The sequence below is a fragment of the Bradyrhizobium sp. USDA 4510 genome, from assembly GCF_054059095.1.
Window position 1 is genome coordinate 3,497,370 of sequence record NZ_JBSSBT010000001.1, and the last position, 20,073, is coordinate 3,517,442.

Genomic DNA, 20,073 nt, shown 5'->3' on the forward strand with positions numbered 1-20,073 from the left:
AAACGAAGCCACTGGGGCTCTCCGAACGGGCAAAATGGCAACGCCCGCCCCAATCTGGGGGCGGCCGGAAATTCATTTCAGATCAATCGGTTGGGCCTAGACGTCGAGTAGGTCGTCGCTGGCGAATTCGGCCTTGTCGGAAATGAAGGCGAAGCGGGCTTCGGCCTTGGTGCCCATCAGCCGCTCGACCGAGTCGGCGGTGCCCTCGCGATCGTCGGCCAGCAGCACCACGCGCAGCAGCGTGCGCTTGGCCGGATCCATCGTGGTTTCCTTCAGCTGCGCCGGCATCATCTCGCCGAGGCCTTTGAAGCGGTTCACCTCGACCTTGGCGTTGGCGTTGAACTCGCTCTTCAGCAGCTCGTCCTTGTGCGCGTCGTCGCGGGCGTAGATCGACTTGGTGCCGTGCTTCAGCTTGTAGAGTGGCGGAACCGCCAGATAGAGGTGCCCTTCGTCGATCAGCCGCGGCATCTGCCGGTAGAAGAAGGTGATCAGGAGCGATGCGATGTGCGCCCCGTCGACGTCGGCGTCGGTCATGATGATGATGCGCTGGTAGCGCAGATCCTCTTCGCGGTAATGCGCGAGCGTGCCGCAGCCGATCGCCTGCACGAGGTCGGAGAGCTGCGCGTTGGCGGTCAGCTTGTCCTTGCCGGCAGAGGCGACGTTGAGGATCTTGCCGCGCAGCGGCAGCACGGCCTGCGTCTTGCGGTCGCGCGCCTGCTTGGCGCTGCCGCCGGCCGAGTCACCTTCGACGATGAAGAGCTCAGAGCCTTCGGTACCGGCGTCGGAGCAGTCGGCGAGCTTGCCGGGCAGACGCAGTTTCTTGCCGGCCGTCTTGCGCGCGGTCTCCTTTTCCTGGCGGCGGCGCAGCCGCTCCTCGGCGCGATCGATCACGAAATCGAGCAGCCGGTTGGCCTGGTTCGGATTGCCTGACAGCCAGTGATCGAACGGATCCTTCATCGCCTGTTCGACGATGCGCTGCGCTTCGGCGGTGGCGAGGCGGTCCTTCGTTTGGCCCTGGAATTCAGGCTCGCGCACGAACACCGAGAGCATCACGGCCGCGCCCACCATCACGTCTTCCGAGGTGATGGACGCCGCGCGCTTGCCCTGGCCCGCGCGTTCGGCGTGGTCCTTCAGACCGCGCAACAATGCGCTGCGCAGGCCGGATTCATGCGTACCGCCATCGGGCGTCGGCACCGTGTTGGTGTAGGACGACAGGAAGCCGTCGGCATCGGCCGTCCAGGCCACGGCCCATTCGCAGGCGCCATGCGCGCCGCTGCGGCCGGATTTGCCGGAGAAGATATCCTGATGCACCAGCGTATCGGCGTGGATCGCCGCGGCCAGATAATCCTTCAGTCCGCCGGGGAAGTGGAACTTGGCTTCCGACGGGACGTCTTCGACGCCCTTCAGGAGCTCCTGGTCGCAGTGCCAGCGAATCTCGACGCCGCCGAACAGATAGGCCTTCGAGCGCGTCATCTTGAACAGACGCTGCGGCTTGAAAGCCGCCTTGGCGCCGAAAATGTCGGTGTCCGGCTTGAAGCGGATGCGCGTGCCGCGGCGGTTGTTGACCTTGCCGAGGTCTTCGAGCTTGCCCTTGGGGTGGCCGCGCTCGAAGGTCATGCGATGCAACTGCCCGCTGCGCGCAACCTCGACCTCGAGCCGCGAGGAGAGGGCGTTGACCACGGAGACACCGACACCGTGCAGGCCGCCCGAGGTCTCGTAGACCTTGGAGTCGAACTTGCCGCCCGAGTGCAGCGTGCACATGATGACTTCGAGCGCCGACTTCTTCGGGAATTTCGGATGCGGGTCGACCGGAATGCCGCGGCCATTGTCGGTCACGGTCAGGAAGCCGTCGGCGGTCAGCTCCACGTCGATGAAGGTGGCGTGGCCCGCCAGCGCCTCATCCATGCAGTTGTCGATCACCTCGGCGAACAGGTGGTGCAGGGCCTTCTCGTCGGTGCCGCCGATATACATGCCGGGGCGCCGGCGGACCGGTTCCAGCCCTTCCAGCACCTCGATGTCAGCCGCCGTATAACCGGCTTCGGCGCTTCCAGCGGATCGCGAAGCAGCCTTCGCCGGGGCGCGTCCCTTCGGTTCCGGGGCTCCGAACAGATCGTCGGCAGATTTACTTTTGGCGTTCGACTTCAATGATTTGGCCATGGTTCTTCAAGTGACGCGCCGGTCACGGCGCGGCGAATCGGTTGCTCTGACTATGCCACGGATGGGCTGCCAATGGGGACGGCCGCGCCCTGGAGCCCGGCCATCCCCATAGATAGGAAACCGCGATTACGCCTGCGAGGTGCGGATTACAATGACCGTGAACAGGGCCATGGCGGCGACCACCAGCAGTGACCCGACGATCGGCGCCGCCTCGAACGACGGTCCCTTCAGCAGCACGGCGGCCACGCCGGCCGGGAACAGGACGCCGCCGACGATATGCAGCCAGCCCTGGATTCTGGCGAGCAGCATGCTGCCCGCTTCCGGCACCAGCCGGTAGTAGAGGCCGAACAGGAACAGCAGCACGCCGCCGACCAGATTGAGATGCGCATGCGCCGGTCCCAACGTGAAGTCGTGCTGGATACCCATGGCGATGCCCGCGAGCATTCCGAACAGCAGGACGAGAACGCTCACGCACATCATCAGCGATCCGATCATCCAGTAATTCCTTTTTCTTGTGAGGGAGATGCCAACCTGGACCTCAGGGGCCTTACGGGAAATCACGGTCGATCCCCGCCTTTGTGACTTGATGTCACGCAATCGGCTGGCTTACCTGTTCTTAGGCTGCGTGCCGCTAGAAAGGTTCATTCGAGGTTCAACGGAGCGGGAAGGCACACGACGAGATGGAAGACCTTGCGCGGGCCCTGGCCGAATTCGTGCGGCACCACCAGGCCTGGGCCGCTCCGATCGTCATGCTGCTGGCGTTCGCTGAATCGCTCGCCTTCATTTCATTGCTGGTTCCGGCCTGGGGCGCGCTGGTCGCGATCGGCGCCCTGATCGGCGTCAGCGGGATCAGCTTCTGGCCGATCTGGATCGCGGGCGGCGTTGGTGCCGCGCTCGGCGACTGGGTCTCCTACTGGTTCGGCTATCGCTACAAGGAGCAGGTCGCGCAGATGTGGCCCCTGTCGCGCTACCCGGAGATCCTGCCGCGGGGCGAGGCCTTCGTGAAGAGCTGGGGCGTGCCCAGCATCTTCATCGGCCGCTTCTTCGGTCCACTGCGCGCCTCGGTGCCGCTTGCGGCCGGCATTTTCGAGATGTCGTACTGGCAATTCCAGATCGCCAATTTCGTCTCCGCGCTGGTCTGGTCGGCGGCACTGCTGCTGTTCGGCGACGTCATTGCCCATGCCATCGAGTGGGTGTGGCGGGTGGTGTAGCAAGCTCCGGAATAAGGCCGACCTGCAGGGGTTAGGCGGGAGGGTAACCGCTCGAGCTGTCGGCATCGCGCGAGTATCGAAACGCTGATACAACCGCGCCCACCGGGCGCGAATTCATCGGGCGCAGTTTCACTTGGAAGGACAGCACATGGAATTGACACGACGTCATGCTCTCGCCGGCGCTGCCGGCATCGCCGCCGCACCGTTGCTATCAACCGTTCCTGCGGGCGCTGTGGCGCCGGTTGCCGACAAGCAGGCGCCGAGCTTCTATCGTTACAAGGTCGGCGACATCCTCGTCACCGTTGTGTCCGATGGCAAGAATGTCTTCAAGCTGGAAGACTCCTTCATCTCCAATGCAAAGCGGGACGACGTCAACGCGGCGCTTGAGAAGGCGTTCATGCCGCGCGACATGATGACGATCTGGTTCGCACCGCTGGTGCTCAACACCGGCGGCAAGCTGGTGGTGATCGACACCGGCAATGGTGCGCTGGCGAAGGCCAGCACGAAGGGCGCCAATGGCCTGTTCGCCGACAATTTCGTCGCCGCCGGCTTCGATCCCAGGAATGTCGACATGGTCGTGATCTCGCACTTCCACGGCGACCACGTGAACGGCCTCTTGACCGCCGAAGGCACGCCGGCATTCCCGAATGCCGAGGTGCTGGTGCCGGCGACCGAGTGGAAGTTCTGGATGGACGACGGCGAGATGAGCCGGGCGCCGGCCGGCCGCATGCAGGGCCTGTTCAAGAACAACCGCAATATCTTCGAAGCCGGCCTGAAGAAGAAGGTCACGCCGTACGAGTGGGGCAAGGAGATCGCGCCGGGCCTGACCTCGGTCGAGACCGTCGGCCACACGCCGGGCCACACCTCCTACGTGCTGGCCTCGGGCCCGGACAAGGTCTTCATCCAGTCCGATGTCACCAACAATCCGAACCTGTTCGCGACCAACCCCGGCTGGCATGCGTTCTTCGACCAGGACGGCGACGTGGCGGAGAAGACCCGCCGGCGCATCTACGACATGGTGGTTGCCGAGCGGCTCCAGGTGCAGGGCTTCCACTATCCGTTCCCGGGCCTCGGCCATGTGGTGAAGGACGGCAGCGGCTATCGCGTCGTGCCGGCACCGTGGAATCCGGCGATCTAGCCAGTCATTCCCCGGTGCGCCATTGCGCACCTGAGGGCGCGCGGAGCGCGAACCCCGGAATCTGGAGGTCCTAGCGCGAGATTCCGGGTTCGATGCTGTGCATCGCCCCGGAATGACAAGCAACAACTTGACGTCAAGGGGGCGCGGCCTTATAGCCGCGGCCATGATCAACGCCGCGACCATCATCATTGCCCGCCGCCGCCGCATTATCGCGGTATGGGCGGTCGCTCGCGTTTAAGACCATCGCCTCTGCCGCCGGACCCGATCCCGCGGCGCTCTCCTGAAAAAGACACGCGGTTCGATCTGGCGGCTCCTTCGTCATGCAGGAGCTTTGACCATGTATACGCCACCGCCCTTCAAGCCTGACCGTGCCGCGAGCCTTGCCTTCGCGGAAGCGCGTGGTTTCGGCATGGCCTGCGCGTGGGACGGCGGCAAGCCGATCGCCTCCGCGCTCCCGTTCTACTTGACTTACGCCGCCGACGGGACGCCGCGGGCGCTGTTTCATGTTGCCCGTCACAATCCGCTGGTAAAGCTGGCGGGCGGGTCACCTTGGCTGCTGGCCGTTACCGGCGCCGACGCCTATGTTTCGCCGGACTGGTACGTGTCACCCGATCAGGTGCCGACCTGGCTCTATCAGGCGGTGCATCTGACCGGGCCGGTGCGGACGTTGTCGGATGACGAGCTTGCCGTTCAGATCGACGCGCTGAGCGCCAAGTTCGAGGACCGGCTGCTGCCGAAAAAGCCGTGGGTGTCGGGCAAGATGACCGCCGCGAGGCTGGAAACCATGAAGAAGGCCATCGTGGGTCTCGAGATGATGGTGGAAGAGGTGGAGGGCAGCTTCAAGCTGAACCAGCACAAGTCTGAAACCGATTTCGCGGCGGTCGGCAACACGCTCGCTTTGCAGGCCGAACCCGGTGCCCAAGACATCGCGGCCTTGATGCGCGAGGTGCGCCCGCAGGCTTTCGCGCTGATACAGACCGAGATGACTACGCTTCCGAGGAGCGAGCAATGACGAAGAAGAAAATCGGAATTTTGGGCGCGTCCGGCTACACCGGCGCCGACGCGGTGCGCCTGTTGGCGCGGCACCCGAATGCCGAAATCACCGCGCTTACCGCTAACACCCATGCCGGCAAGACGATGAGCGAGGTGTTTCCTCACTTCTTCATGCTCGACCTGCCAAAACTCGTGGAATGGGAAAAGGTCGACTGGACGCGGCTCGATGCCGTGTTCTGCGGACTGCCGCACGGGACGACGCAAGAGATCATCGCCGCGGTGCTGAAAGCCAATCCCAGAATCAAGATCCTCGATATGTCCGCGGATTTCCGGCTGCGCAACAAAGACAGCTACGCGCAATGGTACGGGCATGAGCACCGGGCGCTCGAATTGCAGGACGAGGCGGTCTATGGGCTGACCGAACTCTACCGGGAGGAGGTCACGGCCGCGCGGCTGGTAGCCTGTCCCGGCTGCTATCCGACGGCGGTGCTGCTGGCGCTTGTTCCGCTGGCGAAGGCAAAGCTGATTGACGTCGACGACATCATCATCGACGCAAAGTCGGGCGTCACCGGCGCCGGACGCGGACTGAAGCAGAACACGCTGTTCAGCGAGGCCGGCGAAGGGTTGTCGCCCTATTCGATCGGAAGCCATCGACACTCGGCGGAGATTGAGCAGGAGATTGGCGCGGCCGCTGGCTCGGCTGTGACGGTGAACTTCACCCCGCATCTCATTCCGATGGCGCGGGGTGAGTTCTGCACATCCTATGTCAAGCTCAACGGGGCTACGCCGGACGATTTGCGCGCCGAGCTGGAAAGGGCCTACGCCAACGAGCCGTTCGTATATGTGACGAAGAAGGGTGTGCTGCCACAGACGCAGAACGTGCGTGGTTCGAATTATGTTCAGATCGGCGTCGTCGCCGACCGGATCAAGAACCGCGCCATCGTGCTCTCGACGCTCGATAATCTTGTGAAGGGTTCGGCCGGACAGGCGATCCAGAACATGAACCTGATGTTCGGCTTGCCCGAAACCACCGGACTGGAGCAGATCGCGCTGTTTCCATGAGCGGGGGTTGTTGTCGCTGGCGAGGGGCGCTCAATCTAAGGATAACTGCTTATCCCCGTTGGCGGCGCAGGCGCGGCCAGATGTGTTAAACGAAACGAACGAGCTCGAAAGGAACGTGCCATGACCCTCACCGACACCAACCAACCGAAAACCAGGAGCGGTGCGACCAAGGCCACCGTGTTCGTCGATGGCGCGTCCGGCACGACCGGCCTCGGCATCCAGGAGCGGCTGCTCTCGATCGGCGACGTTGCGGTGAAGCACATCGCCGAGGACAAGCGGAAGGATGCCGGCGCCAAGCGCGCGCTGATGGAGGAGGTGGATCTCGTGATCCTCTGCCTGCCTGACGAGGCCGCCAAGGAGACTGTGGCGCTGATCGACACGATGGGCAATGCCGCGCCGAAAGTGCTCGACGCCTCGACGGCCTATCGCGTTGCGCCCGACTGGGCCTACGGTTTTCCTGAGCTCGCGCCCGACCAGGCCGACAAGATCCGTAACGCGAAGAAGGTCTCCAATCCGGGTTGCTATCCGACCGGCGCGATCGCGCTGCTGCGGCCGATCGTCGATGCCGGCGTGCTGCCGGCGGATTATCCCGTCACCGTCAACGCGGTGAGCGGCTATTCGGGCGGCGGCAAGTCGATGATCGCCAGCTTCGAGGACGGCTCGGCGCCGGCCTTCGAACTCTACGGCCTCGGCTTCGAGCACAAGCACGTTCCGGAGATGCAGCTCTATTCGCACCTGACGCGAAGGCCGATCTTCATCCCGTCGGTCGGCAACTACCGGCAGGGCATGCTGGTCTCGGTGCCGCTGCAACTCGACGCGCTGCCGGGCAAGCCTGATGGTACCGATCTGCAAGCGACTCTGGCGAAATGGTACGCCGGCAGCAAATATGTCTCGGTGATGCCGCTGCAGAACGAGGCCGCCAAGGGCGGGCGGCTCGAGCCGGAGGCGCTCAACGAGACCAACCAACTCGAGCTCTACGTCTTCGCCAGCGACAAGCACCACCAGGCGGTGCTGGTCGCGCGGCTCGACAATCTGGGCAAGGGCGCCTCGGGTGCCGCGGTCCAGAACATGCGGCTGATGCTCGGGCTGGCCGACAGCTGACGGCGACGCGGATCGTGGACGACGCCACGCTGCAGTTCTATCGGCGCAATGCCGAGGCCTATGCCGGGTGGGCGAAAGCCCCGTCCACCCGGCTGATCGGCTTTCTGAAGCTGCTGCCGCCGGGCGGCGCGATCCTCGAACTCGGCTGCGGCGCCGGCAATCATGCCGCCGTCATGCTCGCCGAAGGCTTTGTGCTGCGTGCGACCGACGGGTCGCCCGAGATGGCCGAGGTCGCGGCGCGCCGCATCAAACATCCCGTCGAGGCGATGCTGTTCGATGAGCTCGAGGACCGCGAAGCCTATGACGGCGTCTGGGCCAGCGCCTGCCTGCTGCACGTGCCGCGCGACGAATTGGCCGACATCATCGGCCGCATCCATCGGGCGCTGAAACCCGGTGGCGTTTTCTACGCGAGCTACAAGATCGGCCATGGCGATGGCCGCGACAGCATCGGCCGCTACTACAATTATCCCGCGGCGGACTGGCTCGCTGCGACCTACGCCGCGTCAGGGGCGTGGACGCAAGTCTCGTCCGACACCAGCGAGATCAAGAGCTTTGACGAGGCGCCCGCGACGATGCTGCACATCGTGGTGCGCAAGGGCGGGTAGTTGAGGCCGCGCCGGCGCGGCTGTCGCCGCAACCGGCGGGAATATCTGGATCAGAGGACCTTGAAGATCGCGAGCGCCAGCACCGCCTGGGCGAGGAAGCCGACCGTAAAAGCCAGGGTGCGGAACACCGGCAGGCCGAGCGTGTACACGATCAGGTGTGCGACGCGCGCCCAGAAATAGACGGCGCAGGCGAGCACGGTCCACTTGGTGGAATAGTCGGCCGCATTGAGGATCAGGACCAGCGGCGCGAAGATCACGAGGTTCTCGACCGCGTTGTCATGGGCGAACATCAGCCGGTTGGCCCATTCCGCGTGCGGCTTGTCGTTGCGCGAGGGGTTGCCCATGGCGGCGGAGAGGCCGCGCACCTGGCAGCGGTTGATGATGTAGGGGATCCACAACAGCCCGGTCAGGATCACCGTCAGTGACAGCCAGAACAGTTCGCGCGTCATCGTCTCCCCCTCACGTGAATTCGATTCCCGACCGTCGGGACCGTCTGTTTATAGCTGAGCGGAAGAGTTGGCGCTACGCGCGGACGCGGACATAGCTGCCCGGGGCGTCCTCGAGCACCTGCGTGCCGTTGGAGCCGACCATGCGCGCCGGGACCGTCTCCGGGTCATGGCTTTCCAGCCAGCCGCGCCAGTCGGGCCACCACGAGCCCTTGTGCTCCTCGGCTCCCTTCAGCCAGTCGGCGAGCTTCATGTCCTTGATGTTGTCGTTGGTCCAGTACTGGTACTTGTTCGACGCGGGTGGATTGACCACGCCGGCGATATGGCCGGAGCCGGACAGCACATATCTCACCGGGCCGCCGAAGAACTGCGAACCGTAGAGCACCGATTCCGCCGGCGCGATGTGATCCTCGCGGGCGGCGAGGTTGTAGACCGGCACCTTCACCTTCGACAGATCGAGCAGCGTGTTGTCCAGCACCATGGTGCCGGTCGACAGCCGGTTCTCCAGATAGCAGTTGCGCAGGTAGTAGGAGTGGTTCGACGACGGCATCCGCGTCGCATCCGAATTCCAGTGCAGCAGGTCGAACGAGGACGGCGTCTGGCCTTTCAGATAATTGTTCACGACATACGACCAGATCAGGTCGTTCGAGCGCAGCATGTTGAAGGCCATCGCCATCTTGCTGCCCTCGAGCACGCCGGATTCCTGCATGTCGCGTTCGAGCGCCGAGATCTGGTCCTCGTCGACGAACACCAGGAGATCGCCGGCATGGGTGAAGTCGACCTGCGCGGCAAAGAACGTCGCCGACGTCACGCGCTGGCGGCGCTTCTCGGCGAGATAGGCGAGCGTCGAGGCGAGCAGGGTGCCGCCGACGCAATAGCCGGCGGTATGCACCTTCATCTCGCCGGTGACCTTCTCGATGACGTCCATCGCCGTCAGCGGGCCTTCGGTCATGTAGTCGGCCCAGGTCTTCTTGCCGAGCTCCTTGTCCGGATTGACCCAGGAGATCACGAACACCGTGATGCCCTGGTCGACGCACCATTTGATGTAGGATTTCTCGGGGCGCAGATCGAGGATGTAGAACTTGTTGATCCAGGGCGGCACGATCAGCAGCGGCGTGCGCAGCACGTTCTCGGTCGCCGGCGAATACTGGATCAGCTGCATCAGCTCGTTCTGGAAGATCACCTTGCCCGGCGTCGTCGCCATGTTGACGCCGACCTCGAGATTGCTCGAGTCGGACTGGCGGATCCGCAGCGTGCCGTGGCCGGCCTCGATATCCTCGGCCAGCATCTTCATGCCGCGCACCAGATTGTCGCCATTGGTCTCGACGGTGGCGCGCAGCACCTCCGGATTGGTCAGCACGAAATTCGACGGCGCCAGCGCGTTGGTGATCTGCTGGACGTAGAATTCGGCCTTCTTGCGCGTGTGGGGATCGATCCCGTCGGCGTCATGGACCAGCTGCTGCGCCCATTTCGCGGTCAGCAAATAGAGCTGCAGGATGAAGTCGAAGAACTGGTTCGACTTCCATTCCGGATCCTGGAAGCGCTTGTCGCGCGGGGCCGGGGCGATCGCCGGCTTGGCATCGGCCTCGCCGGCCATGCGGCGCACCGCCGAGCCCCAGAGATCGAGATAGTCCTTGCCGAGCTGCATCTGCAGCGACGAGGCGCGCTCCTTGTCGGACAGCCAGTATTCGGCGATCACGCTGAAGGTCTTGATGACCTCACCGAGCTCATTCGGCGGCTTGTCGCGGACTTCTCCGGTCTGGCGCGGCTTGAGATAGGCTGCCAGCGCCTGGCCGCTGCTCTCCATCGCCCGCGCGATGTTCATGGCGAAGGCTTCGGCGTTGAATTTCGGGGTGGCCTGGGTGTCGGTACTAACGTTGCTCATCTGAGGTACAATATCGCGTCGTTTGGAGGGCGTCATCGCGCGGTGCGGCAACGCAAATCAGTCAAAATCCAGCATTTCGCTCTGTTGCGGTGCGAGAAAAAATCTTTGTTCCGTCATATTGAAGCCTCAGGGGTCGCTTTTGGTGTTCCCGCTTTAAGCGTTTCGGGCGACAATGGTTTGAAACGCTAAAGTCGAAATTAACGCAGCGGGACGCTGCAAGGCTCGTACCAGTGCGACCCGTGTCGGCAACGTGCGACGTGCGCGCTAGCTTGTTGGGGACAATTCGGCGCATGCCGATCGATCGAATGAACAGGGGGCTCGCGGCCGCAGTGCTGCTCGCGTCGTTGGTGGCGCTGAGCGGGTGCTCGAGCACGATCGCCGATATGACGATGCCGGCCGATGCGCCGGCGCGCGAGAAGGACGCCGCCGGCTACCTGCCGGTCCATGATCTTCCGCCCGACCGCGCCGACCCGACGATCAAGCCGGCGGACCAGGCCAAGATCGAGCAGGAGCTCATTGCCGCGCGCGCGCGCCAGGCCTCGACGGCTGCCCAAAGCGGGAAGTAGCGCCCGACAAACGGCCGATCAGCGCTGGCGCCGCCCGGTGTCCGTGCTAAAAGAAACCCAGTTCAACCGCAGATCCGGCCGCAGCCCCCAGATCGTGCGCCTGAATTCGCTCTAAGTCATTGATTCAGTGCGATTTCTGTCAGAGGCCGAGCCGGCTTCCGCAAACTACGCCAAGGGGGTCGATTCTGGCATCGCGGTTGTCGGAGCAAGGGTCCCATGGAAGATTTTTACCGCATTCGCCGTCTGCCGCCTTATGTCTTTGAGAAGGTCAACCAGGCCAAGGCGGCCGCGCGCAACGCCGGGGCCGACATCATCGACATGGGTATGGGGAACCCGGACCTGCCGACCCCGCCGCATGTGATCGAGAAGCTCAAGGAGACGCTGGGCAAGCCGCGGACCGACCGCTACTCGGCCTCGCGCGGCATCAACGGCCTGCGCAAGGCCCAGGCCGCCTATTATGCGCGCCGCTTCGGCGTCAAGCTCAACCCCGACACCCAGGTGGTTGCGACGCTCGGCTCGAAGGAGGGGTTTGCCAACGTCGCGCAGGCGATCACGGCGCCGGGCGACGTCGTGCTGTGCCCCAATCCGAGCTACCCGATCCATGCCTTCGGCTTCCTGATGGCGGGCGGCGTGATCCGCTCGGTGCCCTCGGAGCCGACGCCGCAGTTCTTCGAGGCGGTCGAGCGGGCGATCATCCATTCGATCCCGAAGCCGATCGCGCTGATCGTCTGCTATCCGTCGAACCCGACAGCCTACGTCGCGGACCTCGACTTCTACAAGGATCTCGTCGCGTTCGCGAAGAAGCACGACATCTTCATCCTGTCCGATCTCGCCTATGCCGAGGTTTATTTCGACGAGAACAATCCGCCGCCGTCGGTGCTGCAGGTGCCCGGCGCGATCGACGTCACCGTCGAGTTCACCTCGATGTCGAAGACGTTCTCGATGGCCGGCTGGCGCATGGGCTTTGCGGTCGGCAATGAGCGGATCATCGCGGCGCTGGCGCGGGTCAAATCCTATCTCGATTACGGCGCGTTCACGCCGGTCCAGGTGGCGGCGACCGCGGCGCTGAACGGTCCCGACGACTGCATCCGCGAGATGCGCGACACCTACCGCAAGCGCCGCGATGCGCTGGTCGAGTCATTTGGTCGCGCCGGCTGGGACATTCCGCCGCCGCAGGCCTCGATGTTCGCCTGGGCGCCGCTGCCCAAGGCGTTCGAGGCGGTCGGCAGCATGCAGTTCGCGACCCTGATGGTGGAGAAATCCGGCGTCGTGGTGTCGCCCGGCGTGGCGTTCGGTGAGCATGGCGAGGGCTATGTCCGCATCGCGATGGTGGAGAACGAGCAGCGCATCCGGCAGGCTGCGCGCGGCGTGCGCCGCTTCCTTGAAAGCGGCATCGAAACGTTGCACAACGTCGTTCCTCTCGCCAACCGACGCTAATCCTTCCAGGTTGCTTAATCTCCAGGTCCCTTAAATCCATGGTCGCACCCCTGAACGTGGGCATAGCGGGGCTCGGCACCGTCGGTGCCGATGTCGTCCGCCTCATCGAAACGCAAGGACGTGCGCTGGCCGAGCGCAGCGGCCGCGGCGTTCGCGTCGTCGCGGTCACGGCGCGCTCGAAAGCCAAGAAGCGCGGCCTCGACCTGCGCGGCATCGCCTGGGCGAAGAGCCCCGAGGCGCTCGCCGAAGATCCCGATATCGACTGCTTCGTCGAATTGATGGGCGGCGCTGGAGATCCCGCGCTGTCCGCGATCGAGACCGCGCTGAAGGCCGGCAAGTCGGTCGTCACCGCCAACAAGGCGCTGATCGCCAAGCATGGACTGCGTCTCGCCGCGGCTGCCGAGAAGCATGGCGGCGCGCTGAATTTCGAGGCGGCGGTCGGTGCGGCGATCCCGGTCATCAAGACGCTGCGCGAGGGCCTCGCCGGCACCAGCGTCAACCGCGTCTACGGCATCCTCAACGGCACCTGCAATTACATCCTGACCCGGATGGAGCAGGAGGGCCTATCGTTCGAGGAGTGTCTGAAGGACGCCCAGCGTCTCGGCTATGCCGAAGCCAACCCGTCGTTCGACGTCGATGGTCATGACACCGCGCAGAAGCTCGCGATCCTGGCCAGCCTCGCCTTCGGAACCAAGGTTGCGGAAAGCGCGGTTTACGTCGAAGGCATCTCCTCGATCACGCCGGAAGACCTCAAGGCCGCCGCGGAACTCGGTTACCGCGTCAAGTTGCTCGGCGTCGCGGTGCGCACGGCAAAGGGCATTGAACAGCGCGTGCATCCGACCATGGTGCCGAAATCATCCTCGATCGCGCAGGTGATGGGCGTCACCAACGCTGTCGCGATCGACGGCGAGGGGATTCCGCCGATCACGCTGGTGGGGCCGGGCGCCGGCGGCGGCGCGACGGCCTCCGCCGTGGTCGCCGACATCGCCGACGTCGCCCGCGGCATCCGCGCCAAGCCGTTCGGCCGTCCGGTGGAGCGGTTGCGCGACACCACCAAGGCGCCGATGGAACGCCATGAGGGTGGCTATTATATCCGCCTGATGGCGCGCGATCTTGCAGGCACTGCCGCAACAATCGCCACCCGGCTGGCGGAACAGAAGATATCTCTGGAATCCATCGTGCAACGGCACCCGGATGGCGTCGATGTGAACGGTGCGGCCAAAAAACCTTCACCGGTCCCGGTCATTCTGATTACCTATGCGACCAGCGAGGATGCCGTGCATCGTGCGCTGGCCGCAGTGCAGCGCGATAAGGTCATCAGCGGCCGGCCGCAGGTGATCCGGATCGAGAAAAACTAGCGCATGGCCTGAACGGGTCGGGCGTGAGACGATTGATGCGGGCAGGCTGGCCTGTCCCAGAGGCTTAAGGAGTACGCCGATGTCGACCCATATTTCCGTTCCGCCGCAGATGCTGCTCGAGCGCATCCTGACGCTCGAAATCGTGCGCGTGACGGAGCGCGCGGCGGTGTCGGCCGCGCGGCTGCGCGGCCACGGCCAGGAGAAGGCCGCCGACAAGGCCGCGGTCGACGCGATGCGGCGCGAGCTCAACAAGCTGCCGATCGAGGGGACGGTCGTAATCGGCGAGGGCGAGCGCGACGAGGCGCCGATGCTGTTCATCGGTGAGAAGGTCGGCCTCAATGCCGGCCCCAAGGTCGACATCGCGGTCGACCCGCTCGAGGGCACCACGCTGTGCGCCAAGAACATGCCGGGCTCGATCGCCACCATGGCGATGGCCGATGGCGGCACGCTGCTGCACGCGCCCGACGTCTACATGCAGAAGATCGCGATCGGCCCGGGCTACGCCAAGAACGTGATCGAGCTCGACGCGCCGCCGGCCGACAATGTCCGCCGGCTCGCCAAGGCCAAGGGCGTCGACCCGACCGCCATCAACGTGCTGGTGCTCGATCGTCCGCGCCATGCCGACATCATCAACAGCGTGCGTTCGACCGGCGCTGCCGTGCAACTAATCACCGACGGCGACGTCGCCGGCGTCATTCACTGCGCCAAGCCCGATGAGACCGGTGTCGACATGTATATCGGCACCGGCGGTGCGCCCGAGGGCGTGCTCGCGGCGGTCGCGCTGCGCTGCATTGGCGGCCAGATGCAGTGCCGCCTGATCCTCGACACCGAGGAGAAGCGCGAGCGCGCGCACAAGATGGGCGTCACCGATCCGAAGATGATCTACGGCATCGAGGACATGGCCAAGGGCGACTGCCTGTTCGCCGCTACCGGCGTCACCACCGGCTCGCTGCTGACCGGCGTGAAGTTCAAGAAGGACGTGATCGAGACCGAGACGGTCGTGATGCGCTCGGTCACCGGCACCGTGCGCTACATCAAGGCCGAACATCGGCAGCTTGAGAAATTCCACCTGGATTGAGGACGAGCCTACAACAACCGTCATTCCGGGGCGCGCGAAGCGCGAACCCGGAATCTCGAGGTTCCGGGTTCGATGCTTCGCATCGCCCCGGAACGACGGACCAAAAACAACAACAAGGGAGACGCGCATGTCCGATCTGTCCGGGGTCAAGGCGCTGGTGTTCGACGTGTTCGGGACCGTGGTCGACTGGCGCACCAGCCTGATCAACGACTTCACCAGATGGGGCGAGACGCGCGGTATCAAGGCCGATTGGACGGCGCTGGTCGACGGCTGGCGCGCGGTCTATGCGGCCTCGATGGACGAGGTGCGCAAGAACCCGCAGAACGGCTACGTCATCCTCGACGTATTGCACCGCCGCTCGCTGGAAAAACTCGTCGCGCAATTCGACATCAAGGGGCTGAGTGAGGCCGATTTGCAGCATCTGACGCTGGGCTGGCATCGCCTGCACGGGTGGCCCGACAGCGTCGCCGGCCTGACCCGGCTGAAGACCAAATACATCATCTCGCCGCTCTCCAACGGCAACGTCGCGCTGCTCACCAACATGGCGAAGTTCGCAGGCTTGCCCTGGGACCTCGTGATGTCGGCCGAACTGTTCGAGCACTACAAGCCCGATCCGGAAACCTATCTCGGCGCCGCGAAGCTGCTCTGCCTGCCGCCGGAGCAGGTGATGATGGTCGCCGCCCACAATTACGACCTGAAGCACGCGCAGAAGCTCGGCCTGAAGACCGCCTTCGTGGCGCGTCCGACCGAATACGGTCCGCTGCAGAAGTACGATTTCGAGGCCACCGGCGAGTGGGACATCGTGGCCAAGGATTTCGGGGAAATCGCCAGCCGAATGGGCTGCTAGAACTGGTCCACAAATCATCGAAGCGTTACGATTCCTGCCGGACGCATCGGCCCTGATTGGATCAGGACCGATGTTCCGGATTTTTGTTTGACGCGTTTTCTTCACGCGAACCGGTGCCCACTTCGCTTGAAAACGCTCTGTTCGGAAGGGCTCATGACGCTGCACGCATCCGCACTGCCCGTCGAGGCGCCACAGGCGTTCCTCGGCGTGACGCGGTCGCTGACCGGAAAACTCTGGCGCGACCGGCTGGATGCGCGCGGGGCGGCGCGGGCGCTCGCGATCGTGCAGCGCTATCAATTGCCGGAAATGCTGGCGCGCGTGCTGGCGGGGCGCGACGTCGGGATCGACGAGGTTCCCGACTTCCTCGACCCGACCATCCGCAAGCTGATGCCGGATCCTCACACGGTCACCGAGATGGAGCACGCGGCCAAGCGCATCGCGGATGCCGCGGTGCGCGGCGAGAAGGTTGCGATCTTCGGCGACTATGATGTCGACGGTGCGACGTCGGCCGCGCTGCTGACCTGGCATCTGCGCCATTGCGGGCTGGACCCGCTGATCCACATTCCCGACCGCATTTTCGAAGGCTACGGGCCGAACGTCGACGCCGTGCGTGCGCTGGCGGCGAAGGGCGCGACGCTGCTGGTCACGGTCGATTGCGGCACCACCAGCATCGAGCCGCTGGCGGAAGCCAGGAAGCTCGGGATGTCGGTCGTCGTGATCGATCATCACCAGACCGGCGATGTGTTGCCCGAGGTCGATGCACTGGTGAATCCGAACCGGCCCGACGATCTCTCCGGGCTCGGCCATCTCGCAGCGGTCGGCCTCGTGCTGGTGACCTTGGTCGCGGTGAATCGCGAACTGCGCCAGCGCGGCTTCTGGACCGGCGAGATGCCGGAGCCGGACCTGCTCAGCGTGCTGCATCACGTCGCGCTCGGCACCGTGGCCGACGTCGCGCCGCTGATCGGGCTCAACCGGGCCTTCGTCGCCAAGGGCCTGATCGCGATGCGTCGCCGCGACCATGTCGGCCACACCGCGCTGATGGATGTCGCGCGCCTGAACGGCCCGCCGGAGGCCTGGCATCTCGGCTTCATGCTGGGACCGCGCATCAATGCCGGCGGCCGGATCGGGCGCGCCGATCTCGGCGTGCGGCTATTGCTCGAAGGCGATATCTCGGAAGCTGCGCGGATCGCGGCCGAGCTCGATCGCCTCAATGCCGAACGGCGCGTGATCGAGCAGGCGGCCGAGGCGCAGGCCGAGGCCGAGGCGCTGGCTTCGCTCGGGCTCGAGGACAAGGGCGCTGTCATCGTCACCGCGGCGGAAGGCTGGCATCCCGGCGTGGTTGGGCTTGTGGCGGCGCGGCTGAAGGAGAAGTTCGCGCGTCCTGCGTTCGCGATCGCGCTGGAGCCCGGCGGCATCGGCACCGGATCGGGCCGCTCGATCGGCGGCGTCGATCTCGGGAAGGCGGTGCGGCAGGCGGTGCACGACGGCCTTTTGATGAAGGGCGGCGGGCACGCGATGGCGGCCGGCGTCACGCTGCGCAAGGAGAAGCTCGCCGAATTCCGCGCTTACATGGAGAGCGCGCTGGCGGCCGACGTCGCCAATTCGCGGCACGAGAACGAGCTGTTCATCGACGGCGCCGTGACCGCGCGCGCGGTGACGCCGGAGTTCGCCGCGACACTCAATCGTGCTGGCCCGTTCGGCAGCGCCAATCCGGAACCGGTGATCGCGCTGCCGTCGCATCAGCTGGTCTATGCCGACGAAGTCGGGCAGGCGCATCTGCGGCTGCGCTTCAAGTCAGGCGACGGCTCCATCGTCAACGGTATCGCGTTCCGTTCCGTCGGACAGAAGCTCGGCAGCGCCTTGACGCAAAATCGCGGCCAGCAATTGCACGTGGCGGGCTCTCTTGCGGTCGACCGTTGGCAAGGCACCGAACGTGTGCAATTCCGTGTCCTCGACGTCGCGGTGCCGGATCAGGGCCCGACGGTGATCCGATAAGAAACGTTGGGAGAGGACATGTCAGGACAGGTTGAAGGCAAGGTTGCGCTGGTGACCGGCGGCGCATCGGGCATTGGCGAGGCCATCGTTGAATTGCTCGCGCAGGAAGGCGCGACCGTTATTGCGACCGATATCGATGAGTTGAGGGGACCCGAGCTCGCCGCGCGGCTCACCAAGGCCGGGCGGAACGTGACCTTCTTGCCGCAGGACGTCACCAGCGAGGAGCGCTGGATCGAAATCATCAGTGAGATCGGCAAGCGCCATGGCCGCCTCGATATCATGGTCTCGAATGCCGGCATCGGCATCGGAGCGCCCTCGATTGTCGAGATGTCGCTCGCGGACTGGCGCCGCCAGACCGCCATCAATATCGATGGCGTATTCCTGTCGGTGAAGCACTCGCTGCCGCTGATGCGCAAGCATGGCGGCGGCTCCATCATCATGATGTCGTCGCTGGCCGGCCTGCGCGGCGCGGCGACGCTCTCCGGCTACAGCGCGACGAAGGGCGCGGTGCGGCTGTTCGCCAAGTCGATCGCGATGGAATGCGCGCAGATCGGCGACGGCATCCGCGTCAACTCGGTGCATCCCGGCATCATCGACACGCCGATCTGGGGCAAGATCCCGACCGGCGCGACCGGCGCCGGCCAGAACGCGCCGATCGATCCGGAGGAGCGCGCGAGGTTCGCCACACCGCTGGGCCGCGCCGGCCAGGCCATCGAGATCGCCCAGGGCGTGCTCTATCTCGCTTCCGACGCGTCGCGTTACGTCACAGGCAGCGAGCTCGTGATCGACGGCGGCATGAATGCCGGCGGCGTCGTGCGGCAGCCTGCGAGCCGGTAGGAGCGAACTGTCGTAGCCCGCATGAGCGGAGCGATATGCGGGAAATGCGTCCCCGGGTATCGCTTTCGCTCACCCGGGCTACGCGGATCGCATGATGGCTAGCCGCCTTGGCGCAACCGCGCCAGCACCTTGAGCCCGCCGTAACCATCGGCGGGCAACAGGCCCGTCTTGATTTGAAAATCCTTGATCGCCTTCATGGTGTCGTTGCCGACGCGGCCGTCGGTGCCGCCGGTGTCGAAGCCGGCCTTGGTCAGCCGCGTCTGCATCTCCTGCACCTCGGCGAGCGTCAGCGCGCGCTCCGAGCCCGGGAAGGGTTGGATGAAGGGCGGCCCGCCGAGGCAGCGATCGCCGAGATGGCAGATCGCCAGCGCGTAGTTCATCGACGGGTTGTAGCTCTTCACCGAATTGAAGTTCGGACCGAGCAGGAAGGCCGGGCCGCCCGAGACGGGGATCCACAGTTGCGCTGATGCGTTCGGCTGCGGAAACGGCTGGCCGTCGGCTCTGACGACGCCGGCGCTGGCCCAGGCCGCATAGGTGCGGCTGCCGCTGCCGCCGCCGCCGGGCGCGCGGACCTCGTAGCCCCAATGCTCGCCGCGGTGCCACTTGCCGCGGTTGACGAGATATTTCGCGGTCGAGCCCAGCGCGTCGTCGGGCCGGCCGAACGGCGAGACCTTGCCGTCGCCGTCATAGTCGAAGCCGACATTGAGCCAGACTTCCGGCATCCACTGCGAATGACCCATCGCGCCGGCCCAGGAGCCGTTCATCTCCTGGGGCGTGCTCCAGCCGCGCTGCACGATCTTCATCGCGTTGATCAACTCGGTCTCCCAATAGGCCTTGCGACGCGGCTCGTTCCAGGCGAGCGCCGCCAGCGAGGGAAACACCGGCGTCATGTGGTTCTGCTGCACCAGCGGATCGCCATAGGCCGACTCGACGCCCCACAGCGCGAGCAGCGTGCCGCGCTCGACGCCGAAATCGCGTTCGATCCGGCCGAACAGCGCCTCGTTCTTCTTCAGCGCCTCCTTGCCGTGAATGACCCGCCAGTCGGAGACGCGGCGGTTGATGTACTGCCAGATCTGCTCGTGGAATTCAGGCTGGTTGCGCATCTGCCTGAACACGCTCATGTCGGGCTCGATCCGCCCCATGCAGCGATTCCAGGTCGCCTCCGAAATGCCCTTGGCGAGCGCGCGAGCGCGAAAATTGTCGCGCCACTGGTCGAAGCCCGGAGGGGCGGCCGCGAGCGCGCCGAGCGGATTGACGAGCACCACGCCGGCCGCGAGCCCGGCCTTAAGGGCGGCGCGGCGGGCAGGGGATTTCGGAGAATCAGGCTGTTTCATCGGGCCAGTGTAGCGGCGCCGAT

General features: G+C 65.0%; 18 protein-coding genes. 13 read left to right on the forward strand and 5 right to left on the reverse strand.

The genetic code is table 11. From position 1 onward, the window contains the following. Positions 1 to 96 precede the first annotated feature (96 nt). Both parE and ACVMDN_RS15810 read right to left on the reverse strand, forming a co-directional pair. On the reverse strand, positions 97 to 2,157 hold the full coding sequence (gene parE / locus ACVMDN_RS15805) for a DNA topoisomerase IV subunit B (protein ID WP_076828704.1): 2,061 nt from the start codon (positions 2,155 to 2,157) through the stop codon (positions 97 to 99). Between the two features lie 126 nt (positions 2,158 to 2,283). Then, positions 2,284 to 2,652 carry a hypothetical protein gene (locus tag ACVMDN_RS15810; protein WP_057018594.1) on the reverse strand — a complete coding sequence of 123 codons (369 nt, stop codon included), beginning with the start codon at positions 2,650 to 2,652 and terminating at the stop codon, positions 2,284 to 2,286. Between the two features lie 185 nt (positions 2,653 to 2,837). On the opposite strand from ACVMDN_RS15810, the gene ACVMDN_RS15815 reads away from it, so the two are divergent. From ACVMDN_RS15815 to ACVMDN_RS15840, 6 genes are all read left to right on the forward strand, one after another. After that, the gene (locus ACVMDN_RS15815) at positions 2,838 to 3,368 is read left to right on the forward strand and encodes a DedA family protein (protein ID WP_028332199.1); all 531 of its coding nucleotides are present in this window, start codon (positions 2,838 to 2,840) and stop codon (positions 3,366 to 3,368) included. A 148-nt stretch (positions 3,369 to 3,516) separates the two neighbouring features. Beyond that, positions 3,517 to 4,506, forward strand: a complete 990-nt coding sequence (locus ACVMDN_RS15820) for an MBL fold metallo-hydrolase (protein ID WP_076828702.1) — start codon at positions 3,517 to 3,519, stop codon at positions 4,504 to 4,506. A 337-nt stretch (positions 4,507 to 4,843) separates the two neighbouring features. Then, entirely contained in the window at positions 4,844 to 5,518 is a 675-nt protein-coding gene (locus ACVMDN_RS15825; RefSeq protein WP_076828700.1) for an FMN-binding negative transcriptional regulator, read from the forward strand. Continuing rightward, entirely contained in the window at positions 5,515 to 6,561 is a 1,047-nt protein-coding gene (argC, locus tag ACVMDN_RS15830; protein WP_057018591.1) for an N-acetyl-gamma-glutamyl-phosphate reductase, read from the forward strand. The genes ACVMDN_RS15825 and argC (ACVMDN_RS15830) overlap by 4 nt, the downstream gene beginning before the upstream one ends. 120 nt (positions 6,562 to 6,681) lie before the next feature. Then, the gene (gene argC, locus ACVMDN_RS15835) at positions 6,682 to 7,662 is read left to right on the forward strand and encodes an N-acetyl-gamma-glutamyl-phosphate reductase (RefSeq protein ID WP_076828697.1); all 981 of its coding nucleotides are present in this window, start codon (positions 6,682 to 6,684) and stop codon (positions 7,660 to 7,662) included. A gap of 14 nt (positions 7,663 to 7,676) precedes the next feature. Beyond that, positions 7,677 to 8,267 carry a class I SAM-dependent methyltransferase gene (locus ACVMDN_RS15840; RefSeq protein WP_057018589.1) on the forward strand — a complete coding sequence of 197 codons (591 nt, stop codon included), beginning with the start codon at positions 7,677 to 7,679 and terminating at the stop codon, positions 8,265 to 8,267. A 50-nt stretch (positions 8,268 to 8,317) separates the two neighbouring features. On the opposite strand, the gene ACVMDN_RS15845 is transcribed toward ACVMDN_RS15840, so the two are convergent. Then, positions 8,318 to 8,716 (reverse strand): MAPEG family protein, encoded by a 399-nt coding sequence (locus ACVMDN_RS15845; RefSeq protein ID WP_076828695.1) that lies wholly within the window; start codon positions 8,714 to 8,716, stop codon positions 8,318 to 8,320. A gap of 73 nt (positions 8,717 to 8,789) precedes the next feature. After that, complete coding sequence (locus ACVMDN_RS15850) at positions 8,790 to 10,598, reverse strand: PHA/PHB synthase family protein (RefSeq protein ID WP_076828693.1); 1,809 nt, start codon at positions 10,596 to 10,598, stop codon at positions 8,790 to 8,792. A gap of 290 nt (positions 10,599 to 10,888) precedes the next feature. Here ACVMDN_RS15850 and ACVMDN_RS15855 point away from each other — a divergent pair, with 290 nt between their 5' ends. The 7 genes from ACVMDN_RS15855 to ACVMDN_RS15885 all read left to right on the forward strand — a co-directional run bounded on the left by ACVMDN_RS15855 (position 10,889) and on the right by ACVMDN_RS15885 (position 18,716). Continuing rightward, a complete protein-coding gene (locus tag ACVMDN_RS15855; protein ID WP_057018586.1) occupies positions 10,889 to 11,164 on the forward strand; it encodes a hypothetical protein in 276 nt (91 codons plus the stop codon). Between the two features lie 216 nt (positions 11,165 to 11,380). After that, entirely contained in the window at positions 11,381 to 12,601 is a 1,221-nt protein-coding gene (locus tag ACVMDN_RS15860; protein ID WP_016842955.1) for an LL-diaminopimelate aminotransferase, read from the forward strand. Positions 12,602 to 12,639: 38 nt separating this feature from the next. Next, positions 12,640 to 13,959, forward strand: a complete 1,320-nt coding sequence (locus tag ACVMDN_RS15865; protein ID WP_057018585.1) for a homoserine dehydrogenase — start codon at positions 12,640 to 12,642, stop codon at positions 13,957 to 13,959. A gap of 79 nt (positions 13,960 to 14,038) precedes the next feature. Continuing rightward, positions 14,039 to 15,037, forward strand: coding sequence for a class II fructose-bisphosphatase (gene glpX / locus ACVMDN_RS15870; RefSeq protein ID WP_050420275.1), 999 nt, complete (start codon positions 14,039 to 14,041; stop codon positions 15,035 to 15,037). 127 nt (positions 15,038 to 15,164) lie between these two features. Then, positions 15,165 to 15,884, forward strand: a complete 720-nt coding sequence (locus tag ACVMDN_RS15875) for a haloacid dehalogenase type II (protein ID WP_057018584.1) — start codon at positions 15,165 to 15,167, stop codon at positions 15,882 to 15,884. 153 nt (positions 15,885 to 16,037) lie between these two features. Then, positions 16,038 to 17,879: a single-stranded-DNA-specific exonuclease RecJ gene (gene recJ / locus ACVMDN_RS15880; RefSeq protein ID WP_253639863.1), complete on the forward strand. Its 1,842-nt coding sequence runs from the start codon at positions 16,038 to 16,040 to the stop codon at positions 17,877 to 17,879. Positions 17,880 to 17,897: 18 nt separating this feature from the next. After that, positions 17,898 to 18,716, forward strand: a complete 819-nt coding sequence (locus ACVMDN_RS15885) for an SDR family NAD(P)-dependent oxidoreductase (protein ID WP_076828684.1) — start codon at positions 17,898 to 17,900, stop codon at positions 18,714 to 18,716. 98 nt (positions 18,717 to 18,814) lie between these two features. Here ACVMDN_RS15885 and ACVMDN_RS15890 read toward each other — a convergent pair whose 3' ends face one another. Then, on the reverse strand, positions 18,815 to 20,050 hold the full coding sequence (locus ACVMDN_RS15890; RefSeq protein WP_141341091.1) for a lytic murein transglycosylase: 1,236 nt from the start codon (positions 20,048 to 20,050) through the stop codon (positions 18,815 to 18,817). Positions 20,051 to 20,073: the final 23 nt, after the last annotated feature.

What these genes read in the sequence shown, in the direction of transcription:
- parE (WP_076828704.1), bottom strand. Translation starts at nt 2,157, where the DNA reads ATGGCCAAATCATTGAAGTCGAACGCCAAAAGTAAATCTGCCGACGAT.
- ACVMDN_RS15810 (WP_057018594.1), bottom strand. Translation starts at nt 2,652, where the DNA reads ATGATCGGATCGCTGATGATGTGCGTGAGCGTTCTCGTCCTGCTGTTC.
- ACVMDN_RS15815 (WP_028332199.1), top strand. Translation starts at nt 2,838, where the DNA reads ATGGAAGACCTTGCGCGGGCCCTGGCCGAATTCGTGCGGCACCACCAG.
- ACVMDN_RS15820 (WP_076828702.1), top strand. Translation starts at nt 3,517, where the DNA reads ATGGAATTGACACGACGTCATGCTCTCGCCGGCGCTGCCGGCATCGCC.
- ACVMDN_RS15825 (WP_076828700.1), top strand. Translation starts at nt 4,844, where the DNA reads ATGTATACGCCACCGCCCTTCAAGCCTGACCGTGCCGCGAGCCTTGCC.
- argC (WP_057018591.1), top strand. Translation starts at nt 5,515, where the DNA reads ATGACGAAGAAGAAAATCGGAATTTTGGGCGCGTCCGGCTACACCGGC.
- argC (WP_076828697.1), top strand. Translation starts at nt 6,682, where the DNA reads ATGACCCTCACCGACACCAACCAACCGAAAACCAGGAGCGGTGCGACC.
- ACVMDN_RS15845 (WP_076828695.1), bottom strand. Translation starts at nt 8,716, where the DNA reads ATGACGCGCGAACTGTTCTGGCTGTCACTGACGGTGATCCTGACCGGG.
- ACVMDN_RS15850 (WP_076828693.1), bottom strand. Translation starts at nt 10,598, where the DNA reads ATGAGCAACGTTAGTACCGACACCCAGGCCACCCCGAAATTCAACGCC.
- ACVMDN_RS15855 (WP_057018586.1), top strand. Translation starts at nt 10,889, where the DNA reads ATGCCGATCGATCGAATGAACAGGGGGCTCGCGGCCGCAGTGCTGCTC.
- ACVMDN_RS15860 (WP_016842955.1), top strand. Translation starts at nt 11,381, where the DNA reads ATGGAAGATTTTTACCGCATTCGCCGTCTGCCGCCTTATGTCTTTGAG.
- ACVMDN_RS15865 (WP_057018585.1), top strand. Translation starts at nt 12,640, where the DNA reads ATGGTCGCACCCCTGAACGTGGGCATAGCGGGGCTCGGCACCGTCGGT.
- glpX (WP_050420275.1), top strand. Translation starts at nt 14,039, where the DNA reads ATGTCGACCCATATTTCCGTTCCGCCGCAGATGCTGCTCGAGCGCATC.
- ACVMDN_RS15875 (WP_057018584.1), top strand. Translation starts at nt 15,165, where the DNA reads ATGTCCGATCTGTCCGGGGTCAAGGCGCTGGTGTTCGACGTGTTCGGG.
- recJ (WP_253639863.1), top strand. Translation starts at nt 16,038, where the DNA reads ATGACGCTGCACGCATCCGCACTGCCCGTCGAGGCGCCACAGGCGTTC.
- ACVMDN_RS15885 (WP_076828684.1), top strand. Translation starts at nt 17,898, where the DNA reads ATGTCAGGACAGGTTGAAGGCAAGGTTGCGCTGGTGACCGGCGGCGCA.
- ACVMDN_RS15890 (WP_141341091.1), bottom strand. Translation starts at nt 20,050, where the DNA reads ATGAAACAGCCTGATTCTCCGAAATCCCCTGCCCGCCGCGCCGCCCTT.